This is a genomic window from uncultured Rhodoblastus sp., from assembly GCF_903903185.1.
Classification (GTDB): Bacteria; Pseudomonadota; Alphaproteobacteria; order Rhizobiales; family Beijerinckiaceae; genus Rhodoblastus.
The window spans coordinates 1-14,990 of record NZ_CAIUXT010000014.1 but is presented as its reverse complement, the minus strand read 5'-3'; the positions used below and the strand labels follow the sequence as shown (position 1 = coordinate 14,990).

General features: G+C 61.3%; 20 protein-coding genes. 10 read left to right on the top strand and 10 right to left on the bottom strand.

All coding sequences use genetic code 11. From position 1 onward, the window contains the following. Positions 1 to 9: 9 nt before the first annotated feature. The 5 genes from QZY01_RS00880 to QZY01_RS00860 all read left to right on the top strand — a co-directional run bounded on the left by QZY01_RS00880 (position 10) and on the right by QZY01_RS00860 (position 3,847). Positions 10 to 189, top strand: a complete 180-nt coding sequence (locus QZY01_RS00880; RefSeq protein WP_294532239.1) for a hypothetical protein — start codon at positions 10 to 12, stop codon at positions 187 to 189. Between the two features lie 150 nt (positions 190 to 339). Further along, positions 340 to 876, top strand: coding sequence for a DUF2478 domain-containing protein (locus QZY01_RS00875; RefSeq protein WP_294532237.1), 537 nt, complete (start codon positions 340 to 342; stop codon positions 874 to 876). Positions 877 to 1,003: 127 nt separating this feature from the next. Further along, on the top strand, positions 1,004 to 2,440 hold the full coding sequence (gene nirK / locus QZY01_RS00870) for a copper-containing nitrite reductase (RefSeq protein WP_294532235.1): 1,437 nt from the start codon (positions 1,004 to 1,006) through the stop codon (positions 2,438 to 2,440). A 1-nt stretch (position 2,441) separates the two neighbouring features. Then, positions 2,442 to 3,236, top strand: coding sequence for a formylglycine-generating enzyme family protein (locus QZY01_RS00865; RefSeq protein ID WP_294532233.1), 795 nt, complete (start codon positions 2,442 to 2,444; stop codon positions 3,234 to 3,236). Next, positions 3,233 to 3,847, top strand: coding sequence for an SCO family protein (locus QZY01_RS00860; RefSeq protein WP_294532230.1), 615 nt, complete (start codon positions 3,233 to 3,235; stop codon positions 3,845 to 3,847). The genes QZY01_RS00865 and QZY01_RS00860 overlap by 4 nt, the downstream gene beginning before the upstream one ends. 9 nt (positions 3,848 to 3,856) lie before the next feature. Here QZY01_RS00860 and QZY01_RS00855 read toward each other — a convergent pair whose 3' ends face one another. Next, positions 3,857 to 4,552, bottom strand: a complete 696-nt coding sequence (locus QZY01_RS00855; RefSeq protein ID WP_294532227.1) for a Crp/Fnr family transcriptional regulator — start codon at positions 4,550 to 4,552, stop codon at positions 3,857 to 3,859. Positions 4,553 to 4,645: 93 nt separating this feature from the next. Between QZY01_RS00855 and QZY01_RS00850 the strand changes: the two genes are divergently transcribed. Then, a complete protein-coding gene (locus QZY01_RS00850) occupies positions 4,646 to 5,824 on the top strand; it encodes an NnrS family protein (protein ID WP_294532223.1) in 1,179 nt (392 codons plus the stop codon). A 325-nt stretch (positions 5,825 to 6,149) separates the two neighbouring features. Then, a complete protein-coding gene (locus tag QZY01_RS00845; protein ID WP_294532221.1) occupies positions 6,150 to 6,506 on the top strand; it encodes a cupin domain-containing protein in 357 nt (118 codons plus the stop codon). A gap of 259 nt (positions 6,507 to 6,765) precedes the next feature. Here QZY01_RS00845 and QZY01_RS00840 read toward each other — a convergent pair whose 3' ends face one another. Genes QZY01_RS00840 through QZY01_RS00815 form a run of 6 tightly spaced genes read right to left on the bottom strand, consistent with a single transcriptional unit; the run spans position 6,766 to position 12,226 of the window. Then, the gene (locus QZY01_RS00840) at positions 6,766 to 8,715 is read right to left on the bottom strand and encodes a VWA domain-containing protein (protein ID WP_294532219.1); all 1,950 of its coding nucleotides are present in this window, start codon (positions 8,713 to 8,715) and stop codon (positions 6,766 to 6,768) included. A gap of 7 nt (positions 8,716 to 8,722) precedes the next feature. Next, positions 8,723 to 9,538: a CbbQ/NirQ/NorQ/GpvN family protein gene (locus tag QZY01_RS00835; RefSeq protein ID WP_294532216.1), complete on the bottom strand. Its 816-nt coding sequence runs from the start codon at positions 9,536 to 9,538 to the stop codon at positions 8,723 to 8,725. 11 nt (positions 9,539 to 9,549) lie between these two features. Then, entirely contained in the window at positions 9,550 to 10,914 is a 1,365-nt protein-coding gene (locus tag QZY01_RS00830) for a cbb3-type cytochrome c oxidase subunit I (RefSeq protein WP_294532214.1), read from the bottom strand. A gap of 23 nt (positions 10,915 to 10,937) precedes the next feature. Further along, positions 10,938 to 11,396 (bottom strand): cytochrome c, encoded by a 459-nt coding sequence (locus QZY01_RS00825; RefSeq protein WP_294532211.1) that lies wholly within the window; start codon positions 11,394 to 11,396, stop codon positions 10,938 to 10,940. Then, the gene (locus QZY01_RS00820; RefSeq protein ID WP_294532209.1) at positions 11,393 to 11,719 is read right to left on the bottom strand and encodes a hypothetical protein; all 327 of its coding nucleotides are present in this window, start codon (positions 11,717 to 11,719) and stop codon (positions 11,393 to 11,395) included. The genes QZY01_RS00825 and QZY01_RS00820 overlap by 4 nt, the downstream gene beginning before the upstream one ends. Positions 11,720 to 11,722: 3 nt before the next feature. Further along, positions 11,723 to 12,226, bottom strand: coding sequence for a cytochrome c oxidase subunit 3 (locus QZY01_RS00815; protein ID WP_294532206.1), 504 nt, complete (start codon positions 12,224 to 12,226; stop codon positions 11,723 to 11,725). A 69-nt stretch (positions 12,227 to 12,295) separates the two neighbouring features. On the opposite strand from QZY01_RS00815, the gene QZY01_RS00810 reads away from it, so the two are divergent. Further along, on the top strand, positions 12,296 to 12,544 hold the full coding sequence (locus QZY01_RS00810) for a hypothetical protein (RefSeq protein WP_294532204.1): 249 nt from the start codon (positions 12,296 to 12,298) through the stop codon (positions 12,542 to 12,544). Positions 12,545 to 12,620: 76 nt separating this feature from the next. Here the strand turns inward: QZY01_RS00810 and QZY01_RS00805 are convergent, their stop codons facing one another. Both QZY01_RS00805 and QZY01_RS00800 read right to left on the bottom strand, forming a co-directional pair. Further along, positions 12,621 to 13,097 carry a hypothetical protein gene (locus tag QZY01_RS00805; protein WP_342394865.1) on the bottom strand — a complete coding sequence of 159 codons (477 nt, stop codon included), beginning with the start codon at positions 13,095 to 13,097 and terminating at the stop codon, positions 12,621 to 12,623. A 282-nt stretch (positions 13,098 to 13,379) separates the two neighbouring features. After that, positions 13,380 to 13,568, bottom strand: a complete 189-nt coding sequence (locus QZY01_RS00800) for a hypothetical protein (RefSeq protein WP_294532202.1) — start codon at positions 13,566 to 13,568, stop codon at positions 13,380 to 13,382. On the opposite strand from QZY01_RS00800, the gene ytfE reads away from it, so the two are divergent. Together ytfE and QZY01_RS00790 are read left to right on the top strand one after the other, a co-directional pair. Beyond that, complete coding sequence (gene ytfE / locus QZY01_RS00795; RefSeq protein WP_342394864.1) at positions 13,519 to 14,310, top strand: iron-sulfur cluster repair protein YtfE; 792 nt, start codon at positions 13,519 to 13,521, stop codon at positions 14,308 to 14,310. The two genes, QZY01_RS00800 and ytfE, sit on opposite strands and share 50 nt — an antisense overlap. A gap of 150 nt (positions 14,311 to 14,460) precedes the next feature. Further along, entirely contained in the window at positions 14,461 to 14,658 is a 198-nt protein-coding gene (locus tag QZY01_RS00790; RefSeq protein WP_294532200.1) for a hypothetical protein, read from the top strand. A gap of 89 nt (positions 14,659 to 14,747) precedes the next feature. Here QZY01_RS00790 and QZY01_RS00785 read toward each other — a convergent pair. Further along, the coding region (locus QZY01_RS00785) for a hypothetical protein (RefSeq protein ID WP_294532197.1) at positions 14,748 to 14,990 on the bottom strand (243 nt) is incomplete at its 5' end.

The window sequence follows — 14,990 nt, the reverse complement described above, 5'->3', positions numbered from 1 at the left end:
GAGGGTAAAATGATTCTAGGCGATGTGTTGCGGAAACTTGATGACCCCCAGGTGGTCGCTGCTGCCTTGATGCAGTTCACCGATCCAGATCTGATTGCGAAGGCAGAAAAAAAAGGCGGCGGCTCATGGCGAGACGCTTGGCGAATACGCTTCCGCTTCCGTCAGGCTCTTCTCCAACGCAGCGAATGACGAGGATTGGGTGGCGATGATGGGGGCGCTGGCCCGCACCGAAGATCCTGGCGCCATCTGCCTGCGCCGAATGCTCGAATGGGCGATCACGCGGGAGGCGAAAAGCGATTCATGCTGTGGTGGCGGCTGCGGTGGAGGCGAATGACTCCGATGAACGCAACGGAAAAAATCGCGGGGGCTTTCGTAGAAGGCTTTTCGCTTGACGTGCTCGCCAATCCGCTGACGGCGCTGATTTATGATGAAGGTTTTGACACAAACGAAATTTTCAACGTCATCGCCGCGGGCGCAAAGGCGGGTGGGCTGCGTCTGGGCGGCGTCATCGAAAAGCCTGTCGCTCCGACAGCGCCGGGGCGGCGCTGCGACATGGTTTTAACGGATCTGGCCTCCGGCGAGACGGTGAAAATTTCAGAAGACCGTGGCGCCCTTGCGCGCGGCTGCCGGCTCGACCTCGACGCTCTGGCGCGCACTTGCGCGCTGGTGCTCTCCACCCTGCCGGATTGCAATCTCGTGCTGTTGAACAAGTTTGGCAAGACGGAAGCCGAAGGCGGCGGATTCCGCTGCATCATTTCTGACGCGCTGGGTTTGGAGACGCCCGTCATCATCGGCGTGCCGCGCCGCAACCTGGCGGCGTGGCGGGCCTTCGCCGGCGATTTTGCCATCGAGCGCGAAATCTCCGGGGGCAATTGATTTGGGGACACGCGGCACGGGCGGCCGATCGAATTTTGTTTGTGCTTCCGCAAAGCACGCGGAACGCGGTCGTATACTGTCGCCGCTCAAAGGCCGAGGAAATCGTCAAGAAAACAGGGATGACATCATGAAAATCCGGACCAAAGGCGCCATCCTTATTCTTGCTTCCACATTTCTGGCTTCGCCCGTTTTCGCCGCCAGCCGCGAGGAAAACGCCGCTGCAAAAATCGTCGGGGAAGAAAACGCCATTTTGACTGACGCGCCCAATGTGCCGCCCGTCATCAAGCGGAAGAACGCGACCAAGGTGATCGTCCATCTTGAAGTCAAGGAGCTCGAAGGACGCCTGGCCGATGGCGTCAGCTATACGTTCTGGACTTTCGGCGGCAAGGTTCCCGGCAAGTTCATCCGCGTACGCGAGGGCGATCTGGTCGAGATGCATCTCGACAATCATCCAGACAACAAGATGCCGCATAATATCGATCTGCACGCCGTCAACGGTCCCGGCGGCGGCGCCGCCGCGTCGCTGACCGCGCCGGGCCATACCTCGGTGTTTTCCTTCAAGGCGACGAATCCGGGGCTTTACGTCTATCATTGCGCCACGGCGCCGGTCGCCATGCATGTCGCCAATGGCATGTATGGTCTAATTCTGGTTGAGCCGAAGGAAGGACTGCCGAAAGTCGATCGCGAATATTATGTGATGCAGAGCGACTTTTACACCAAGGGGTCCAATGGCGAGAAGGGCCTGCAACCCTTTTCGATGACCAAGGCGATCGACGAGCGGCCAGATTATGTGGTGTTCAACGGCGCCGTCGGCTCCACGTCCGGCGACAAGGCGTTGACCGGCAACGTCGGTGAGACCGTGAGGCTTTATGTTGGCGACGGCGGCCCGAACATGACCTCCTCCTTCCACGTCATCGGGCAGATTTTCGATACGGTCTGGCCGGAAGGTAACATGAGCACGCAGACCCATAATGTGCAGACCACGATGATCCCCGCCGGCGGCTCCGCTATCGCCGACTTCAAGCTTTCCGTGCCCGGCGCCTTTATTATCGTCGATCATTCGCTGACCCGCGCCTTCAATCGCGGCGCGCTGGCGCAGCTGAAGGTTTCCGGTCCCGAAAACAAGATCGTCTATTCCGGCAAGACCAACGATCTGGTCTATCTGCCGGAAGGCGCGGGCGCGCGTGTCGCCGATCAGCCGGGGCGGGCGGCGCCCGCCGCCAGGGACAAGGCCGAACGGATCAAGGCCGGCGAAGGCGTGTTCGCCAATAATTGCGCAGCCTGCCATCAGCCGGCGGGGCAAGGCGTTCCCGACGCTTTCCCGCCGCTCGCCCAATCCGATTATCTCAAGGGCGGCAAGGCCCACGCCATCAATGCCGTCACCGGCGGACTGACCGGGAAAGTGACGATCAACGGCCAGAATTTCGACGGCGTAATGCCGGCATGGGACCTGCCGGATGAGGATATCGCCAATGTCCTGACCTATGTCTATAATTCCTGGGGCAATTCCGGCGAGGACGTGACCCCGGACGAAGTCAAGGCCAGCAGGACCAAGGCGAACTGAAATGCGTCCCGGCAAAGGGTGGATTTTTGGGGCTGCGGCTTTGCTCGCCGCGTCCCTCGTCGCCCAGGCGATTGGCGCGGAAGGCCCCGCTCAGGCGCATCTGCCCGTTGGAGACTACCTGCCTTTTTTCAAGTTCAGCGCCGGCAAGGGCCAAACCAATTCGGAAAGCCGGCCAATCCAGGTCGGCGCCTTCCGGCTCGACAAGACACCCGTCCAAAATGGGCAATTTCTCGACTTTGTCCGCGCCCACCCGGAATGGCGCCGCTCGCAGGCGAAAAGCCTTTTCGTCGATCCGCGCTATCTCGCCAAATGGCGCGGCGATCTGGCGCCGCCGGAGGGGGAGGCGCAAGCGCCGGTGACCAATGTTTCATGGTTCGCGGCGCAAGCTTTTTGCGAAGCGCGCGGCCTTCGCCTGCCGACCACGGAGGAATGGGAATATGCCCTGGATGATGCGGGACGCGAACGGTTGGCCATGACGCAAAGCGCTCTCGACTGGTTTTCCAAGCCCAATCCGAGGCGCCTGGCCGGGGTAGGTCGCAGTGCGCCCAACGGCTACGGAATTTACGACCTTGTTGGAATGGTCTGGGAATGGACGCAGGATTTTTCCAGCACCGGTTCGGGGACCGAACAGCGCAATACCGCTGGCAAGGACGACGCGCAATTTTGCGGTGGCGGCGCCCTGGGCGTGCGCGATGCGACCGACTATCCCGCCTTCATGCGCTACGCGCTGCGCGCCAGTCTGAAGGCGGCCTATACCCAGGACAATCTTGGCTTTCGCTGCGCCGGAGACGAATGATGCGCTTTTCGACTTTTTCCCTTGCCGTGACCGCACTCCTGTATTGCGTCGGTTCGGCGCCGGCGCGGGCCCACGATCACGACCATATGATGCAAATGCAGGCGGCGGAGCCGCTTTCCGGCGCCTCCGTTTATAATCTTGCTTCGCCATGGACGGATCAGGACGGCGAAATCGTCGAACTGAAGAGCCTGCGGGGAAAGCCGGTGGTCGCCGCCATGGCCTATACGAGTTGCAAGGACATCTGCCCGCTGATCGTCACCAATATGGTCGCCATCGAAAAGGCGGCCGGGCGCAAGAACCTGACCGGCATCCGCTTCGCCTTCTTCTCGCTGGACCCGGCGGTGGATACGCCCGCGCGTCTCAAAGCCTATGCGGAAGAACGCGGCCTCGATACGGCTGACTGGTCGCTCTATCACGGCGACGACAAGGCGGTGCGCGATCTCGCGGCGGCGCTCGGCGTGCGCTTTCGCCGCGACGACAAGGGCGGCATCGATCATTCGGCGGCGATTTCGCTGCTCGACGAAAAAGGCGAAATCGTCTTCCAGAAGCTCGACACGAAAGTCGATGCGGATGAATTCGTGGCGAAGATCGAGGCGCTGACGAAACGGTGACGCTTTGCCTCAATCCTGCTTTTTGGCGATCTTTTGAAGACCCGCCCTGTCGCGCACGACGACGCGCTGGCGGCCGCACTCGACGAGGCCAATGGCCTCCCAGGCGCTGAACGTGCGACTGACCGTGTGCAGCGTCGTGCCGATCATTTCCGCGAGGTCCTGGCGCGACAGCGGGAAATCGATCAGCAGGCCATCTTCCGTTTTGCGGCCCGCCTGTTGGGCGAGTTGCAGCACGGCGCCGGCGATGCGCTGCTCGACCTGCTGGGTCGAGAGGTCCAGGATACGTTTCTGTGAATCCTGCAAACGCGCTCCGAGCGATTGCATGGTTTTGACCGCCAGACTGGGATGTCGCGCGAGCAACGCGCTCCAGACGGCATTGGGCCATGCGAGCGCGAGGGAATCGACCGCCGCCGTCGCCGTGCCCGGATAGGCTTCGACCTGGATCGCCATGGCGACGCCGAACATGTCGCCCGGCGCGATGAAACGCGCGACCATCTGCTGGCCTTGCGGATTGAGGCGCGTGACGCGCAGGCGGCCGTGCAGCAGCAGGAAAAACCTTTCCGCCGGTTCGCCCTGGCGGAAGGCGGCCTCGCCTTTTGGCAGGCGCAGCGCCGAGGCCTGGGCCAGAATTTCGTCCAAAGCCTCAGGCGGCATGCCGGCAAAAGTCGGCGAACCGGCGATCAGCGAACGGTCGAGCTGCGCCATGAAAAATCCTGTGTCCCGATTGTTTGTCTTCGCGCAAAGTCGCGACGTCGCTGATGTTTTAGCAAGAATTCCATTCTCCCCCAAGGAGCCATCATGTCCGATACCAAAAGCCGCCGTATTTACGCCGGCCCCGCCGGGCTTGGTTACGGCTTCCGGCCGTTCTTTCTGGCCGGAGCGCTTTGGGCGATTGTCTCGGTCATGCTCTGGATGCCGCAATATTTTGGCGAATTGACCTTGAACATGGCCTTCCAGCCACTCGACTGGCACGCGCATGAAGCTTTGTTCGGTTATGTCGCCGCCATCGTCACCGGCTTTCTGCTGACCGCCGTGCCCAACTGGACCGGGCGGTTGCCGTTAAACGGTCTGCCGCTGCTGTTCTTGCTCGTCGTCTGGCTGGCCGGGCGCGCCGCCATCGCCTTTTCGGCCCATATCGGTTGGGTTGCCGCCGCCATTATCGATTGCGCCTTTCTCGCCATGGTCTGCGCGGCAGTGGCGCGCGAAATCCTGGCCGGAAAAAACTGGCGCAATCTCAAGGTCTTGATCTTTGTCGGGCTGTTGTTGGCCGCCAATGTGGTGTTTCATGTCGAGGCGCATTTCGCGGGTTCCGCGTCCTATGGCCGGCGGTTCGGCGTCGCCGCGACGATCGCGCTGGTGATGCTGATCGGCGGACGGATCATTCCCAGCTTCACCCATACCTTCCTCCAGCGGCGCGGCGCTGGGCGCCTGCCGATAACATTCAACCGCTTCGACGGGCTTTGCCTGGCCTTTTCCGTCACCGCGCTCATGGGTTGGGTTCTGGCGCCGGACAGCAAAATCGTCGGCCTGCTGCTGATCGCCGCCGGACTATTGAACCTTTTCCGACTGGCGCGCTGGGCCGGCGACCGGACCTCCGGCGAGGCTTTGGTGCTGATCCTGCATCTGGCCTATCTGTTCGTGCCGCTTGGCTTTGTCTTGAGCGGCCTCGCCGCCTGGACTGCAATTCCAATGAGCGCCGGCTTGCACACCTGGGCCGTCGGCGCCATCGGCGTCATGACTTTAGCGGTGATGACCCGTTCGAGCCTCGGCCATACCGGCCAGGCCTTGCATGCAGGCAAGGGCGCGCAGGCGATTTACGCCGCTGTTCTGTTGGCCGCAACCGCCCGCATCGTCGCGGCCTTTGCGCCGCAATGGAGTTTTGCCCTGCTGCATCTTGCCGCTTTCGCCTGGGCTTTCGCCTTTCTCGGCTTCATTGCTGCTTTCGGCGGCGCGCTTCTGCGCCCGCGCAAAGCCTGACCTTCCAGTCTACTTTTACCGCCCGTTCGAGAGTTCGCATGAATCTACCCCAATTGCCCCTCGACGTCGCCGTGAAGGCCAAATTCGTCCGTACACTCCGGCTTCGTGAGTCCATTAGGGCCGGACCGCTCTTAAGTTGGCGGTTTTCTTGCGAATTTGGGCGACCGTCGCAACCGCTGGAGATGTTCTCGGCCAAAAAAGACCGACGCGGAGCGATCCTCGGCGCTATATTTACACCGAAGGCAGTGACAATTCTCAGCCGCTTTTTCCAACAAGCCCGGCTGATGGCGACCCACCCGTTACCTTCGTTTCAAGGGGGTAGGAATTGAAAATCGAACCGAGGATATTTTTGATTGCCGATTTTGTTCGCCCATCGGATGGGGAGCCAATTCGGTCGGTTGTTTTGGAAACGGCGGACTCGGCGGTTGTCGTTTGGCACGCCCATCCTGGCCAAGAAATAGCCCCTCATGTCCATCCCCGTGGCCAGGACACCTGGACAGTCATCTCGGGTGAGGCCGAATATCATCAAGGCGACGGCGTCATCGCCCGTTTGAAAGCTGGCGATATCGCCATAGCATTGCCTGGCCAGGCGCATGGCGCGACAAACACGGGATCCGACCCATTCGTATTTGTTTCCGTTGTCGCGCCAGGCAATGCCGGTTTTGCACTCGCGGAAAAATAAGCGTTCCCGTGGCTGCGCAAGGGTTCTGATCGGTGGTGGCGACATCCGGTTCCCGCGAAGCCGAACCGATCGAAATAGGCCTGAATGTGGTGGCGCCGAAGGGCCTCATCCATCAGCCTTGATAGTCACTCCGCAGGGAGCTGATTTTGCACTGGAGGATCGGCAATGTCTTGGCATTGAACCACGCGTTTCTCCTTAGCCAGATAGTGTTGCGCGGGCTTTGGCATACATTGCGACCGAGATGGATGGCGCGAGCCATTCATCCCACAAGATGCCGATAGATCGCCGGCAGCGCGGCCGATAGCTTTTCGGGTTTTGCAACGATCGAAAAGCCTGCCGGCCCGAACAGGTGGGGCAAATAGCTTCGCGCCTGTGGGTCGATGGCGACGCAAAAGACCGAATGGCCGCGCCGCCGCGCCTCCTGCGCCGCCCGCCGCGTGTCCTCGACGCCGAAACGCCCCTCGTAATGGTCGAGATCGTTGGGCTTGCCGTCGGTGATGACGAGCAGCAGTTTTCGGGCGTTAGGCCGTTCGCCGAGGCGGAAGGAAACGTGGCGCATGGCCGCGCCGAGGCGGGTATAGAATCCCGGTTTCAGCGCGGCGATCCGCGCATCCACTTTCGCGCCGAATGGTTCGTCGAAGCTCTTGCAGATATCGACGAACACGCGTTCCTTGCGCAGCGAGGAAAAGGCGTAAAGCGCTACATCGTCGCCGCAGGCTTGCAGGCCGCGCGCCAGAGCCACCAGGGCCTCGCGCGCCACGGCGATGACCTGTTGGCCGTTCACCGCGCTTTCGGTCGAACGGGAGCAATCGAACAGAATCGCCACCGCCAGATCGCGCTCCTCGTTGCGCGCATCGCGATAAAAGCTTTCGCTGCCGTGCCCGCAGGCGAGACGGTCAGCTTTCGCGCGTAAAAATTCGTCGAGATCGAGTTCGCTGCCCTCGCTTTGCCGCGACAGCATTTTTCGCTTCGGTCGCAAGGCTTCGAACTGGCGCCGCACCGCATCGATGCGACGACGTGCGGCGGGGTCCAGCAGGAGCCCTTGCGGCGTCTCGACGGCGATGTTTTCCAGCACACGCGTCTGATCGGCGACCAGCACGCCCTTTTTCCAGTCCCATTCGGGATAGACGAAACGCCCGGCCAATTTCTCCCGGTCGCCATCCTCCGGCGAAAGATCGAGATCGAATCGCAATCGCGTCTTAGGCTTTTTGCGATGTTGCGCCAAGCCGATCTTTTCGGCGTCGGCGGCGGCCTTGCGCGCCGAATCTTCGTCGTCGTCATCGACATCGCGATTGACGTTGAGAAAGTCCGCGAAGGAAAGGATGGATTCGAAGCGATGCAGGATCAGGCTGTCGCGCCGATCCGCTTGATCGCTTTTCCGCCTTTCGGCTTTCAACGTTTTCTCGACGCCGTCGGCGGCGTTTTCACCGGGTTCGGGCGCGTCGGCGTCGGGGCGTTTGCCGCCGCCCGCAGGCTCGGCCGTGCGCTCGCCCCAAATCAGCACGGGCCGATAGGTCTTGTAGGACGCTGGCGCCGTCAAGGTTTGCAAAGCCTCGGCGTCGCCGGCCAGCGCGCGCTCCAGCGCGGTGGCCGTTTTGGGCGCCTCGCCCGCCAGACGCTCGCGAATGGCCGTTTCCAGTTGCATTTCGAGCGGCGGCGCCTTCAACAAAACGCGTCCCTCCAGCGTTTGTCGCGCCATATTCTCGTGGATCGGCGTCAGGCCGGGAAACAGCGTCATCGCCCGCCGGCAATCGCCAAAAATCCGGCACAGGCGCGCGATGTCGCGGCGCAGCGGATCGTCGTGGAATTCGTCACAGGGTTTTGCCGCGACGGCAAGCGCCGCCAGCCAGAGGTAGAGTTGGCGGTTCAGATCGGCGCTGGCGAAGGCGTCGATCTTTTCCGGCAGCAACAGCGTCGAGCCGTCAAAGCGCGCTGTCTCGATCTTGTCGGCGTCGCGGGCAAAACGCCGCCGCCATGAGCGGCGATGTTGGGAGAGGCTTTCGCCGCCCGCCTTGATTTCGACTCCGCTTTCGCCGCCAAGCCCACGAAACAGCACGCCCAGAGGGCCCTTGACCTGAGCCAGTTCGACCGCCGCCAGCGGAAATTTCGGCGCGGCGTCGAGGCGCTCGACACAGGAATTCCAGAGCTTCCCGACCGTCTCTTCCGGCTCCCAGAATTTGGTCTTCAGAATCGCGCGGATCAACGACATGGAAGCCTCATCCGAGGGTCACTTTGACCAGATCGAGCAGTCCGGTCTTGACATCGGGATCGTCGGTAAGCGGCTCGATCAAGGCCGCTTCGATCGCCAGTTCGCGTTTCATGCCGTCGGCGATCAGACTGGCGCAGGCCACCAGCAGGCGGGTCGAGGCGCCTTCCTCGAGGTCCTGACCTTTCAGCGCGCGCAATCGTCCGGCCAGCCTGACCAAGGTTCGGCAAGCGTCGAGATCGAGTCCGGTCTCGCGCGAAACAATGGCGGCTTCGACTTCCGCGCCGGGATAGTCGAAGGCGATGGCGACGAAGCGTTGCCTCGTCGAGGGCTTCAAAGTCTTCAGCACCGACTGGTAGCCCGGATTATAGGAGATCACGAGCATGAAATCGTCCGGCGCATGCAGCGTCTCGCCGGTGCGGTCGAGCGGCAGGATGCGGCGGTCGTCGGTGAGCGGATGCAGCACCACGGTCACATCCTTGCGCGCCTCGACCACTTCGTCGAGATAGCAAATGCCGCCGCGCCGCACGGCTCGGGTCAGCGGACCGTCGCTCCAGATCGTTTCGTTGTTCTTGATGAGAAAGCGGCCGGTGAGGTCGGCGGCGGTCAAATCGTCGTGGCAGGCGATGGTGTCGAGACCAAGGTTCAATCTCGCCGCCATGTGGGCGACGAAGCGGGTCTTGCCGCAGCCGGTGGGGCCTTTGAGCAGGATGGGGAGACGGCGTCGAAACGCCGCCTCGAAGATTTCGCATTCATGGCCTTGCGGCTGGTAGAAAGGAAGCGCGGTTTTTGTTTCTTTTCCAGGTGTCACAATGGCAAGGCTCATGAACAGTCCCCTTATTCCGCCGCGGCGGCGACGGGCGTCGAACGGCCCGGGGCGATCGCTTCCGCCGAGCGCGGAACGAGCAGCGAGTAGATGAACAGAAAGGCGCCGATCACCGTCACCACGCCGGCGCCGAGGCGCATGATGTAGAACAGGCCGAGCTGATCCTGCGCGTCCATGTAGCTCATGCCCATCACCCGTTCGAGGTGCGTCTGCAATACGCCGGCGAAGGTCAGCGACACGGTCATGAACACCACGCCGCTGGAGAGAACCCAAAAGCTCAACATGTTGAGCACCTGGTTATAGGGCGCGCGGTTGTACAATTGCGGGAAGGCATAGGTCATGATCGCCAGATTGAGGCATACATAGGCCCCGTAGAAGGCGAGATGGCCATGCGCCGCCGTCACCTGGGTGCCGTGGGTGTAAAAGTTGACTCCATGCAGGGTGTGCATGAATCCCCACACGCCGGCGCCGAAAAAAGCCAGCACCGAACAGCCGAGCGACCACAGCAGCGCAGCCTTGTTCGGATGATCGCGGCGACCCTTCCAGACCATCGAGAAGGTGAACAGAACCATGCCGAAGAAGGGCACGATCTCCAGCGCCGAGAAGATCGAGCCGATCCACTGCCAATAGCCCGGCGCGCCGATCCAGTAGAAGTGATGGCCAGTGCCAAGGATGCCGGAAAACAGCGCCGTGGCGACGATGACATAGAGCCACTTCTCGATCACTTCGCGGTCTACGCCGGTCATTTTCAGCATCAGGAAGGCGAGCACCGCCGCCATCACCAGTTCCCAGACGCCTTCCACCCACAGATGAACGACATACCACCAGAACATCTTGTCTTCCGATAGATTGGCGGGATTGTAGAGTGAGAACAGAAAGAAGATGGCGATGCCCCACAGGCCGAACAGCAGCACATTGGTAATCGCGGTCTTTCGCCCCTGCAGCACGGTCATCGAGATGTTGAACAGGAAGATCAAAGCGGCGACAATGATGCCAAGTTTCACCCACAGCGGCTGCTCCAGATAGGAGCGCGCTTCGGACGCGTGAATGTGGAACAGATAGCCCACCACCGCCGCCAGCGCCCCGCCGAAGAAGATGGCGAACTGGATATAGGCGAGTTTCGGCGAGTAGATTTCGCGTTCCGCCTCTTCTGGTATCAGGTAATAGGCGGCGCCGAAAAAGCCGAGCAACAGCCATACGATCAGCGCATTGGTGTGGACCATGCGGATCGTGCTGAAATCCAGCAGATTCACAGGAATCAGGTTCGGCATCACGTAGACGAGACCGCCGAGAAGCCCAAATAGGACTTGCACGGCGAAGATGAGCATGGCGCCAAGCCAGTAGGTCTTGGCGATGCTTTGGGTTTTGTATTGCATCAAATCCTCCGCATCTTTGTGGATCAGTTGGCCAGGGGCGGGCGTGGCGGCCAGCCTTGGGTGTTTGTCCGGCTTGCCCAGGCGAGGAAATCGGCGAGTTCGTCGAGTTCGGCGTCGTTCAGGTTGAATTGCGGCATCTGGCGACGGCCTTGAGCGCCCGACGGTTGCGCCTTCATCCAGTCCTTGATCGTCTGATGCGCGCCCGCCGGATCCTTTTCGCCGCCCCAGCGCTTGAACACGTCACCGACTTCGGGAGCGAAACGGGCGCCTTCGCCATAGATCGTATGGCAATCGAAACAGGCGTTGCGCTCCCAGACGCGCTTGCCTCGCACGACCGAGTCGGTGAGATTGGCCTGGTCGGTGCTCTTGGTAAGGATGTAATGGCGGCTATGCGCCGTCAGTCCGATAAATATGACAAAGAAGAACAGCGACCCGCCATAGAAGATATTGCGGGCCGTCGATTTGGTCAGAACTTCACTCATTCGTTTCCTCCGGCGAATGTTTGGGCGAAAGCGGCCGGCGCGCCGCTCATTCTGGCGGGCGTCGGGAAGATCAGGAAAGAGATGGCGACGACCGCCAGAACCGTGACGACGGCGGCGAAGAACCCGGCCAGGGCGCCAGGCGCGCGAGAAAGGCCGAGATAGGAGCGCAGCACGATGCGCGCCTTGATCGCGGCGACGGCGGCGATGACGACGATTCCGACGGAGCCGGGCAGCGACGCGCCGCCGCCAGCCAGCGCCAGCAAGACGGACAGCGCCATCAGTTGAACCCAGGCGAAAATGAGTGAAAAGCGCGGGTCAGCCATCTTTCACCTCAGCAGGTAGAAACAGGGGAAAATGACGACCCAGATCAGATCGACCATGTGCCAGAAGGCGGTTCCGGTCTCGACCGCGCCGGGCGAGGCGTTCCTGGCGACGATGGCGAGAACGACCAGACCCAGCGCGACATGCAGGGCGTGAAAGCCGGTGACGAGAAAATAGAGGGTGAAGAAGGGCGAGGAATCGATGTCGGCGCCGGCGGCGAATTCGCGGGCGTATTCCCAGCCCTTTAAGGCAAGGAAGGCGATCCCGAGCGCGCCCGCCATGCTCAAGAACGTGCGTGCGAGATTGCGGCGACCCAGTCTGGCCGCCTCATTGGCCAATGCGGCGAACAGGCCGCTGGTCAGCAGAATGGTGGTGTTGATCGTTCCCGCCAGCCGGTCGAGCGTATCCTGCGCGGCGACAAATCCGAGCGGATCGCGCGCCCGCGCGCCGGCATAGCCGAGCAAAGCCAGGCCGAAAACCGCGAGTTCGGACGCGATAAGCACCCACATCAAGGGGTTGCCAGGTAGCGCCGACAGAGGGCCCCAGCCAGATTCCACTTTCGCTGCCGAACATTCAGGTTGGCTCGCGAAAAACACATCGCTCATTTTGCCCGCGCCCTTTCCAGACGCCAGCAATGGGGTGTCGAGGAAAGGAAAACTTTGTTGGGGAGCAAGGAGCGACACGAATGTCACGATGGGCGTGGCGATGCTCTTTTCGGCGTCGAAACCGACGACGAGCGACGCAACCTGTTGCGTCCTTTACGCGCCCCCGCGATCGCGGCGGCGATGCGATGGTGGGTCACAAAAAATGGCGGTCTGCTTTCGTGAAGCGTTTTCGTCCGCCAGCCCTGTGGCGCCGAGGAAACAAGCGATACGAGGATTGCCCGCGCCAGCCAAAGCTTTTTCAGAAAAGCCAGCCATGCGCTCCCGCGACGGCTCCAAGAATGGTCAGAGCCGCAATAGCGAGCAAAATCCGATGCAGACGGCACAGGCGATCCAAGGCTGCTAACGGGTCGCGCGCCGCCATTTTTTCGAACCTGTCGTTAAACAGGGGCTCGACGACGAAGACGACAGTCATGAAGACAAGCCATAATCCGAACATGGCGCCCATCCACCAGAAATGGAAATCGCGGAACCGCTCCCAAAGGTCCATTCTGTAGGTCAGCCAGAGTCCGGCTGCGCCGGCTATGGGGATGGACAGGCGGACCTGCGAGGCGAACCGCCGCTCGACGGCGTCGAAAAGCGCAAGGCCTTCCGCCGCCGACGAGCGGGAAATCGCGTAGGGGAGGACGACGAGCGTCACGAAACCGACGCCGCCGATCCAATGAACCAAAGCGAGAACATGCAGAGCGCGCGCCAGGATAAGATCGTCGATCAACATCACTTTTCTCCTCGATATCCCGCAGTCGAACGCGCGCCAAAACTCTTGTCACCGTTGAAACGAATGATTCAGAGTTAGCCGCCGCCAGCAACATGTAAAGGGCGAGGGCCACAAGCAAATCTGTCGGCGCGATCATGCCGGGCGGTCGCCGAGGGGCGTCGAGGATGACGACGGATTGCGTTTTTCCATCTGTCAATCGCTTAAAAAGGTCGAATGCCAGACTTCCCGGCTTTGCCTTTGGCGCTTCCGTCATCGCGTCACCTACCCAGTCGCACGATGTGCTCAATCGGCGCAAGCCGACTGAGCCGACCGGCCGTCCTGAACGGCAGCGACCGGAAGGGCGCGTGCGCCATGATCGAGCAATAGCGAGCGCGCGGCATCGGGTGTCGCCTGTTCTGCCATCGGCGACACGTCCTTCGACATGATATCCGGGCAAAGAATGCGTCTGGATGAAAGTTTGCGGACGCGCAACGATCTATCCCGGCCGCAGCGCAAATGTCGACCGCGCCGATTGGCGGTTTCTTTGCTCGTAACGAGGCAGGCGATGACAAATCCGGATGTTCAGGAATGGAATTTTGGCGAAATGCCGATCGGTGAAATTGCGGTGCAATTTCCTGGCGCCACCGCCATCTTCCGCAAGCACAAACTCGACTATTGCTGCGGCGGCGCGATCTCACTCGCCGGCGCCGTCCAGAGACGCGGGATCGCGCTTGCCGATGTCGAAAACCAGCTTGCCCGACTGATACCGCAGCAGACCGACCTTCCGGACGATTCCGAAGGAATCATCGATCTCGTCATTTCCCGCTATCATGACACCCATCGGCGCGAATTGCCCGAACTCGGCCAGTTGGCGCGTCGCGTCGAACGCGTGCATGCGGAACATCCGGAAGCTCCCATAGGACTGTCCGATTTCCTGGCGCGGATGGACGCCGAACTCGGCTCGCATATGGAGAAGGAAGAGCAGGTTCTCTTTCCGATGATCCGCGAGGGGCATCCGATGGTCCGCGCTCCGATCAGCTTGATGCGAGCCGAGCACGTGGATCACGGTCAAACCCTGGAGGCGCTTGCGGCGCTCACCCATGACATGGAGCCGCCCGAGGGCGCCTGCGGTTCCTGGCGGGCGCTTTATTCCGGCCTGCGCAAGCTTTCGAATGATCTGATCGATCATATCCATATCGAAAACAACATTCTGTTCCCGCGCTTCAACGGCTGAGCATTCAAGAAACGACGGCGCCGCCGCATTGAGTCGTGCGGCCGCTGGCCCGCCGGGGCTTGCCGACGAGGGGTTCAGAAGTGGAGCAACGGCCAAGCGCCCGAGATCAGAGCCGGAAAGCCGTGAAAGCACTTCGCATCGAGGCCAAGGTTGGCTCAGTCGGACGAGCGCGTCGTCGAGCGCGCCGCCGGTGAAGTGAAACGACAGCAGGGCCGTTTCGCCGTTCCTTTCGACGACATCCGCGTCCAGAAAGGCCAAAAAACACGCCGGGTTCTCGGACGTGTCGCCAAAAAGCAGGCGATCGCCGGCATTGACCTTGTCCGAGGGATCGATGCGCGCGCGCCATGAGTCCTCGCTGACCTTGGCGACAAGAATCACTTCGACTCCGATCGAAGCTTCGTTCCGGACTCGAACGCCAGTGAGGCGAAGGTTGGTTGTCACTTCCAGCGCTCCATTCGGATGCCCCGCTTTGGTCTTGGGCGTCGATGCCTTGATGAAGAAAGATTCAGCGCCGCTTGCCGGTCGCGAACGCGAGCGTTGGGCGGGTTCGCGCTTCTTTTCGCGGGTGCGATTTCGATACATATGCGGCGCTGTTCCCATTTGCCATCGTGCTGATTCTCCATCGCTGCTATCTTCGGGGATCGGGCCAGCCCTAAAGAGGACGCGATGTCGCTGATTTT